The sequence below is a fragment of the Streptomyces aurantiacus genome, assembly GCF_001418335.1.
In the GTDB taxonomy this organism is placed as follows: Bacteria; Actinomycetota; Actinomycetes; order Streptomycetales; family Streptomycetaceae; genus Streptomyces; species Streptomyces aurantiacus.
In genome coordinates this window covers 24,204-31,673 of the sequence record NZ_LIPP01000403.1, presented here as the reverse complement: position 1 = coordinate 31,673, position 7,470 = coordinate 24,204, and the positions used below count along the sequence as shown (strand labels likewise).

9 protein-coding genes are annotated in these 7,470 nt (G+C 70.4%); 1 reads left to right on the top strand and 8 read right to left on the bottom strand.

The features are described 5' to 3' along the window. The 6 genes from scoD to AOK01_RS36830 form a co-directional block, all read right to left on the bottom strand. A partial coding sequence (gene scoD, locus AOK01_RS36855; protein ID WP_055519465.1) for a (2E)-enoyl-ACP glycyltransferase occupies positions 1-487 on the bottom strand: 487 nt, incomplete at its 3' end. Then, entirely contained in the window at positions 484-1,374 is an 891-nt protein-coding gene (gene scoE, locus AOK01_RS36850) for a (3R)-3-[(carboxymethyl)amino]fatty acid oxygenase/decarboxylase (RefSeq protein WP_079104059.1), read from the bottom strand. The genes scoE and scoD, both read right to left, overlap by 4 nt. 58 nt (positions 1,375-1,432) lie before the next feature. Further along, the gene (locus AOK01_RS36845) at positions 1,433-1,672 is read right to left on the bottom strand and encodes an acyl carrier protein (protein WP_055519463.1); all 240 of its coding nucleotides are present in this window, start codon (positions 1,670-1,672) and stop codon (positions 1,433-1,435) included. 77 nt (positions 1,673-1,749) lie between these two features. Beyond that, on the bottom strand, positions 1,750-2,844 hold the full coding sequence (locus tag AOK01_RS36840) for a beta-ketoacyl-ACP synthase III (RefSeq protein WP_055519461.1): 1,095 nt from the start codon (positions 2,842-2,844) through the stop codon (positions 1,750-1,752). Between the two features lie 65 nt (positions 2,845-2,909). Beyond that, a complete protein-coding gene (locus AOK01_RS36835; RefSeq protein WP_245702572.1) occupies positions 2,910-4,310 on the bottom strand; it encodes an MFS transporter in 1,401 nt (466 codons plus the stop codon). Positions 4,311-4,336: 26 nt separating this feature from the next. Then, positions 4,337-5,089, bottom strand: coding sequence for an aspartyl/asparaginyl beta-hydroxylase domain-containing protein (locus tag AOK01_RS36830; RefSeq protein WP_055519458.1), 753 nt, complete (start codon positions 5,087-5,089; stop codon positions 4,337-4,339). A gap of 295 nt (positions 5,090-5,384) precedes the next feature. Between AOK01_RS36830 and AOK01_RS36825 the strand changes: the two genes are divergently transcribed. Beyond that, entirely contained in the window at positions 5,385-5,843 is a 459-nt protein-coding gene (locus tag AOK01_RS36825; RefSeq protein WP_245702571.1) for a copper chaperone PCu(A)C, read from the top strand. A gap of 18 nt (positions 5,844-5,861) precedes the next feature. On the opposite strand, the gene AOK01_RS36820 is transcribed toward AOK01_RS36825, so the two are convergent. Together AOK01_RS36820 and AOK01_RS36815 are read right to left on the bottom strand one after the other, a co-directional pair. After that, positions 5,862-6,512: a sigma-70 family RNA polymerase sigma factor gene (locus tag AOK01_RS36820; protein WP_055519454.1), complete on the bottom strand. Its 651-nt coding sequence runs from the start codon at positions 6,510-6,512 to the stop codon at positions 5,862-5,864. Positions 6,513-6,733: 221 nt separating this feature from the next. Beyond that, positions 6,734-7,432 carry a hypothetical protein gene (locus AOK01_RS36815; protein WP_055519452.1) on the bottom strand — a complete coding sequence of 233 codons (699 nt, stop codon included), beginning with the start codon at positions 7,430-7,432 and terminating at the stop codon, positions 6,734-6,736. Between the last annotated feature and the right edge of the window lie 38 nt (positions 7,433-7,470).

The window sequence follows — 7,470 nt, the reverse complement described above, 5'->3', positions numbered from 1 at the left end:
CCCCGTCCCCGTCCCCGTCCCAGTAACGGAAGGCCGTGTCGACGTACAGGAACGGTTTTTCGCCGGCCGGGGCGCGTCGCTTGACCGACCGGAGCTGCATCTCGCCGGAGAACGCGCGGGGATTGACGGGCCGCCGGAAATTGGCGGCGAACCGCGCGATCAGGATGTCCGGGAGCTGATGCTCCCAGAAGTCGTCCAGCGTCCAGGATTCGAACTCCGTCAAGAGCCCTTCCTTTATGGACTTGGCGACGAGGTAATACATCATCTGGTTGTAGCAGATGTTCACCTCGACGGAATTCAGGTGGCCGGTGTCGTCGATGTAGCACGACTCGGGGATCACGAATTCGCCGCGGACGGCTGCTTGTCCGGCGCTCTCCGCCACGACGACGGCCGAGCGCAGGTACGTGCAGTGCGCCTTGTAGGGCGTCAGCACCCGCGCCAACAGGTCCAGGTCCGTGGGGTGTTCGGCCACGAAGGGGGTCGTCATGCCGCCTTGATCCCGTCGTGGAGCCTGCGTTCGTCGTGCACGGTGACGCGGAAGGAGACGGTCGGCTCGGGGGTGCTCGTATGCCGGGCGCGGTGGATGAGACTGCGGTTGTCCCAGATCAGCAGGTCGCCCCGCTCGAAACTCTGCAGATGGATGTTGTCGTGCTCGAAGGTCTCGTCGAGCTGGCCGGTGGCCTCGAACAGCCGCTTGAGCAGTTCCCCGTCGAGCGGCTCACCGGCCCGGTCCTCGATCCCGACGGTGAAGCCCTCGCTGATGTAGAGGACCGTCTCGCCGGTCATGGGGTGGGTGAACGTGGTCGGCTGGGCGACGGCCGGCGTCTTCCGCTCGACCTCCTCGATGATCTCGGAGATCGGCCGGTAGACGTCGTGCGGCCGGATTTTGAAGTACTTGCGCACGGAGTGCCGGCAGGACGTTCCACCGATTTCCTTCTTGAGCTCCTCGGGCAGCCTGTCGTACGCCCGGCCCATGTCGATGAAGTACGTACCACGGTTCGTTTCCGGTATGACCTGGGGGTATATCAGGGTGATCCCGAAGGGGTCCGGCATGAACTGGTAGTCGGCGTGCCAGAACTTTCCGGTTTTCGGTACGCCTATCTGCTGCCCGTTCTCCGGGACGTTGGACGAGACGAATATCTCCGTGACCTCCGGGTGGTGGTACATCGGCTCGTAGTAGGTCTCCGGGCGGCCCAGTCGCTTGCCGAGTGCGAGGAACTCCTGAGGAGAGAGGTCCTGTTCTTTCAGGACGGCGATCTTCTTCGTGTAGACGGTGTTCTTGAGGGCGTCGATGTCGGCGTCCGAGGCGCCGACGTGGTCGAATCCCTCGACCGTCGCGCCGATCGCGTCGCCGGGCTGGTCCTTGATCCGCATGGGGTACTGCCTTTCGTGGGTGACGATGACCGGGTGGGGTGATCGGCGGGGTGGCCGGTCAGACGGCCGCTCGCCGTGCTTCGACGAGGCCGGTGAGGTCGGCGAGGGTGAGGTCGGGCTGGAGTTCGTCGTCTCCGACGGACACCCCGAGGTCACGCTCGATGCGGATGCTGATCTCGACCGTCGTCAGCGAGTCGACGTCCAGTTCACCGAGGGTCGCCTCGGGGCGGAGCCGGTGCGCGGGGGCGTCGTGGAGTCTGGTCAGGATGCCGACCAGTTGCTCGTAGGTGGTGCTCATGACGTGGTCCGTTTCTCCTTGTGCGTACGGGCCTTGTGCGTACGGGCCTTGGGTACGAGTGGGTCAGCCGAGAAGCCCTACGGGCGGGCTGGTTGGGCTGGTCGGGTCGGTTGGGCCGCCGGCCGAGCGGGCGCGGGGAACGCAGGGAACTCGGGGAACGCGGGCCAGGTCAGCAGGCAGGAGCCCCAGGTGAGGCCGCCTCCGAAGGCGGTGAGCAGGAGCCGGTCGCCGGGCCCGATCGTCCGGCCGGCCGCCGCGTCGGCGAGGGCGAGCGGGATGGACGCGGCGCCCGTGTTGCCGACGGACTCGACATGGGTCACGCAGCGCTCCCGCGGCAGACCCAGGTCGTCGGCCACCGAGTGCAGGATGCGCAGGTTGGCCTGGTGGGGTACGAAGTGGTCGACGTCGTCGATCTTCCAGCCCGCGCGGGACAGTGTGGCGCGCGCCGACTCGGCCATACGTGTCACCGCGTGGCGGTAGACCTCCTTGCCCCGCATCGCGAAGTGCCGGTCCCGACGGCTGGGTTCACCGGGCAGGGAACGCTGCCTGGACCCGCCGGCCGCGACCATGATCAGGTCCTCGTGCGCGCCGTCGCTGCCGAGGTCGAAGTGGCCGACCGCGCCGGGCTCGTCGGGATGTCCGGCACGCAGGACGACGGCTCCGGCACCGTCCCCGAAGATGATCGCGTCGGCCCGGTCCAGCGGATCCACGATCGTGGAGTAGGTGTCGGCCCCGATGAGCAGGACCCGGTCGGCCACACCGGCCGCGATCAGCCCGGCGGCCGAGGCGAGCCCGTAGACGAAGCCGGTGCACACGGCGTTGACGTCGAAGGCGGCCACCCCCGCCAGACCGAGCCGTGCGGCGACCGCGGGTGCGGTGGCCGGACAGGTGTGGTCCGCGGTCGTCGTGGCGACGACGACGGCGTCGACCCTGTCCCTTCCGGCGGAGGCGAGTGCCCTGCGGCCGGCTTCGACCGCCAGGTCGGAGGTCGCCTGGCCGGGCTCGACCACGTACCGCTGCCGGATTCCGGTTCTCGTACGGATCCACGCGTCGTCGGTGTCGAGTCGTCGCGCGAGGTCTTCGTTGGTCACCACACGGGACGGCACCCAGCCGGCCAGTCCGCACAGGACGGCGGCCACGGGGGCGGAACTACCTGTGGCGGTGAGGGACATGGAGATTCTCCTGGCATTGGGACAGGCAGGGAGCGTTCGAAGGACTGGAGTGGATGGGCAATGGGCTACGGGCCGCCGGTCCCGCCGGTCCCGGTGGACCCGGCCCTCCGGTGGAGGATGAGCAGTGCGAGTACGCCACAGCCGATGCCCCCCGCTATCGAGAAGACCGCGGTACGGATGCCGTCGAGGAGGCCGGGTCCTGAGGCGTGCTGCCCGACGCCGCCGGCGACCGCGACCAGTACGGCGAGGCCGACGGCGCCGCCGACCTGCAAGGCGGTCGACGCCATCCCGGAGGCGACGCCCTGGTCACCGGGGGCGACCCCGGCGGACGCGGCGATCCACATCCCCGTCCAGGCGGCTCCTTGGCCGAGGCCGAGCAGCACGATCCCCGGCAGCAGCGCGGGATACGAGCCGTCCGAGGTGAGCGCCAGGCCGAGTGCCGCGGCTCCGGCGGCGCCCAGCGCCATTCCGCCCACCAGCATGCGGCGTACGCCGAAGGCGGACACCGCTCGCTCGCCGGCCTGGGTACCGGCGGCGACCACCACGGCGGGCACGAGGAACGCGAGCCCGGTCGCTGCCGCGCTGTATCCCCGGACGGTCTGGAAGTACAGGGTCAGGAAGTACGGCACCGCGCTGAAGGTGGCGCTGTAGAAGGCGGTGATGCCCATGGCGGCGAGCAGCCCGCGGTGGGCGAGCAGCCGTGCCGGTACGAGCGGATCACGCGAGCGCCTCTCCACCACGGCGAAGAGCGTCAGCAGGCCGAGGGAGAGGACCGCGCTCACGAGGACCACGGGAGTCGTCCAGCCCTCGGCGGGTGCCCGCACCAGCAGGAACACCAGGAGGGTAATCCCGCCCGTCGCGGCCAGGGCACCCGTCACGTCGAAGTTCCGCGAGTGGTCCCGCGGTCCGTCCGCGGGGAAGAGCCGCCAGCCGGCCAGCGCGAGGGCTCCCGCCACGGGCACGTTGACGAAGAACACCGACGGCCAGCCGAACGCCTCCACCAGAACCCCGCCGAGGAGGGAGCCGAAGCAGAGCCCGCCCGCTCCCGCGGCGCCCCAGACCGCCAGGGCACGGTTCCGGTCGGGGCCCTCGTCGTACATGGTGTTGATCAGGGAGAGCGTCGCCGGAAAGAGCAAGGAGCCGCCGACGCCCTGGACCGCTCTGACCGCGACCAGGACGCCGGGTGACTCCGCGAAGCCGCCGACGAGGGACGACCCCGCGTACAGCAGCGCCGCGACGGCGAACATCCGGCGCCGGCCGAGCAGGTCCGCGGCCCGGCCTCCCAGCAGCAGCAAGCCGCCCGTGGCCACGACGTAGGCGCTCACCACCCACTGCAGGTCGTGGTCGGAGAATCCCAGCCCGGCGCCGATGTCCGGCAGCGCGACGTACACGATGTTGTGGTCGAGCGCGATGACGAGTTGCCCCAGCGCCAGCACGACCAGGGGAAGTCCGATCGGCTTTCGCAACGGAGTCCTCACCGCGTCTGTCGTCGTCACTCGTCCCCCATGAGTCGGCGGATCTCGGTGATGAGGGCCACCAGCGCCCGGCGTTCGGGAACCGCGGTCTGCGGATGCCAGAGGTCGACGAGCAGGCAGGTCCGTGGCCTGGTGCCTTCGTTGCGCGCCTCGTGCTCGAAGGAGTAGTCGAAGAGCAGGCACTTGCCCTCTTCCCACGACCGCGTCTCTCCGGCGACCGTGAGGCTGCACCCGTCGGGGATGTCCACGGCGAGATGCAGGTTGATGCTGAAGTTCCACAGGTCGCAGTGAGGTGCGATGACGGCGGCCGGCAGCAGGGTGGAGAAATGACATTCGAGGAGCGGGCATATCGTGTCCGTGTCCACCGCGAATTCCTTCAGCACCCGATAAGCGGTGGGAGCGAGAGCGGCCGACTCCTCGACGAGGCCGCCTTTGCGGAAGAGATGGAGGGCCTGCCAGTTCTCCTGGCGGGTCAGATAGTGCTCGTAGTCCGAGAAGGCCTCACGGCGGGCGGTCCACGCGGCTTCCAGTTCTTTCTTGATCGCCGGGTGACCGGCCTCCAACGCGTGGACCACGGGGGCCAGTTCGGCGTAGGCGTACGGATCGTGCCAGGGGGTGGGAGAGAGTCCCGGCATTATCCACTTGGCCGCCTTCTGCAGCGGATGCCTTTCGTCCCTGCCCGGCTCCAGCATCTGCTCGACCCGATCGATCGATTCCCTGCCGAACTCGGCTCTGATCGCGGCGAAGGCGTTCTCTATCTCTGGTGTCATGCCGGGTGGTCGCACTCCTCGGGTTTCCGCTTGCCGGGTCCGCCTCACAGACAGGTAGTCGCGCCGACGGGCCGTGGAGTTCCCGCGGTTTGTGCGCGTCCCGGGCTCGTACGCGTCCCGGGCTCGTACGCGCCTGGGACGCGTGGGTCGCACCGGAACCGGTCGGTCGGCACGAACCGGGAACCAGCCGGGACCGCGCTCCGACCACTGACACATGGAGCCGAGAAGCCCGATACGCGCGACGCGAGCAGGGCGCGTGCCGCGCCGGACACCGAGCACGCCCTTCAAAGACGCCTTGCGGTCCGTCGCGGCGCCGCTGGGCGCCTGCTGTGCGGCGCTGGTGCTGCTGACGGCCTACACCTCGACCGGCGCGGCAGGTGACGCACCGCCCAGGATCACGGTCGGCTCCGCGCGCATCGTCGCGGTGCCCGCGGGCTTCGGCTCCACCGCCGCGTACTTCGAGATCCGCAACACCGGCCCGTCGAAGGACACGCTGCTCTACGCGGACTCGACGGAGCTGGGCGTCAGCGTGTTGCGGCGTTCGGAGCGCCGGACCGGGGCGGGGCGTGTGTATCCCGTACGGGCCGTCGACGTCCCGGCGGGTGGCACGGTGCGCATGGCGCCGGGCAGCCTCCGGGTGATGATCCTCGATCCTCCTGAGCTCAGGGCCGGGCAGACGCTGCCGTACAACCTGTGGTTCCGGGAGAGCGGAAGAGTCACCGTGGAGGCGACCGTGACCGAAGGCACGAGATGAGCACCGGCACCTCCTTCGTCACCCGGCCGCAGCGGCCGGGAGGCGTGATTCCTCGGCCGCGGCGAGGAGTTCTACGAGGGTCGCGCGGGCCCGTGCCACCCGCGAACGGATCGTGCCGATGGGGCAGCCGCTGAGCTCGGCGGCCTCCTCGTAGGACAGCCCCGCAAGCTGGGTGAGGACGAACGCCCGGCGGCGCTCGGGAGCCAGCGCGTCCAGCAGGTCGAGCAGTGCCACGCCCTCCTCGAAACCGGGCAGTCCGCTCGGCCGGGCCCGGTCGGCACATATCGTCCAGTCGTCCGCGTCGGCCAGCCGCGGCCGTGCGGCGGCGTACCGCAGGCTGTCGACGACCGTGCGGCGGGCGATGGACAGCAGCCAGGTACGGGCCGACGAGCGCCCCTCGAACCGGTGCAGGCTGCCCAGCGCCCGCAGGAACGTGTCCTGCGCCAGATCGTCGGCGGCCTGGTGGTCGGCGCCGACGTGGGTGATGTACCGGACGACGTCCGGATGCAGGGCCCGTACGAACCGGTCGACGGCCTCGGGGTCGCCGCCACGGGCGGCCAGCGCCCAGGCGGTGGCCGACTCGTCGCGCGATGCCGTCGCGCCGGGTTCGGCCGTCACGTGGTCCGCGGCGCGCGTCGAGCGCGGGGCGGGCAGAACAGGAGTGGTCACCTGTAGGTCCTTCTCGGGTTGTCCCACGCCCGTGGCACACCGGACGCGTGGAGCGCCCGTGCGGGAATGCCCCGGAACGGGTGGAAGTGGGAAGGGGAATGAGGACGTACGCGCCCTGCGGCGTGGACGTCCCCGCCCGAAGCCCTGTCCCCTGTCCTGTGTCCTGGATCGCCACCGATGTCGCGGCGCCGGGGAGGGGACGGCTCGGGAAGCCGGCTGTCTCAGACGACAGCGGTCCCGGCCGGCGGCCCCCGAGAAATGATCGTGTGGGCGAGCGGCACCATCGGCGCCCGCTCGGCGCGCTCGCGCACCGGCCTCCGACACGGCCGGTGCGCCGGGAGGGGCAGGACGACGACCGGCAGCCGCAGCGGCGCTGCCAGCCATCCCGCGACGCTCCGCAGCACACGGAACGCGGCCCGCTCTCCGTGGGCCAGCCACAGGCCGCTCAGCAGGGCGGCCAGCGCATGGGCGGCGAGCATGCCGAACGACGACATGCCGCCCGTGCCGTGCACCATGGGGCCGAGGTGTCCCGTGTGCGCCGAGTGACCTGTGCCCATGCCCATGCCCATGGACATGCCGCTCGCATCACCGGCCATGTGGCCGGCCATGTGGTGGTGCGCCACGGAGTCTGCGCCGGACACTCCTGACGTTCCTGATGTTCCTGACGCCGACCGGGCCAGTGAGAAGACCGAGTGGAGCGCGCCCTGGGCGAGGACGACGACGGACACCACCAGAGGCAGCCCGCGCTCGCGGCCCGCCAGGGACCAGCCGACGCCACTCGTGGCGACGAACCCGGCGGCCACCGTCCACCAGGGCACGACGGAGCCCGACATGAGCACATGACCGAGTGCGGCGAGCAGCACACAGACGGCCGCGAACACCGCGGCCCGGACCGTGCGCGCACACCACCCAGCGGTCATGCCGGCCTCATACCCCCGTCCACGCCCGGGCGGGCACA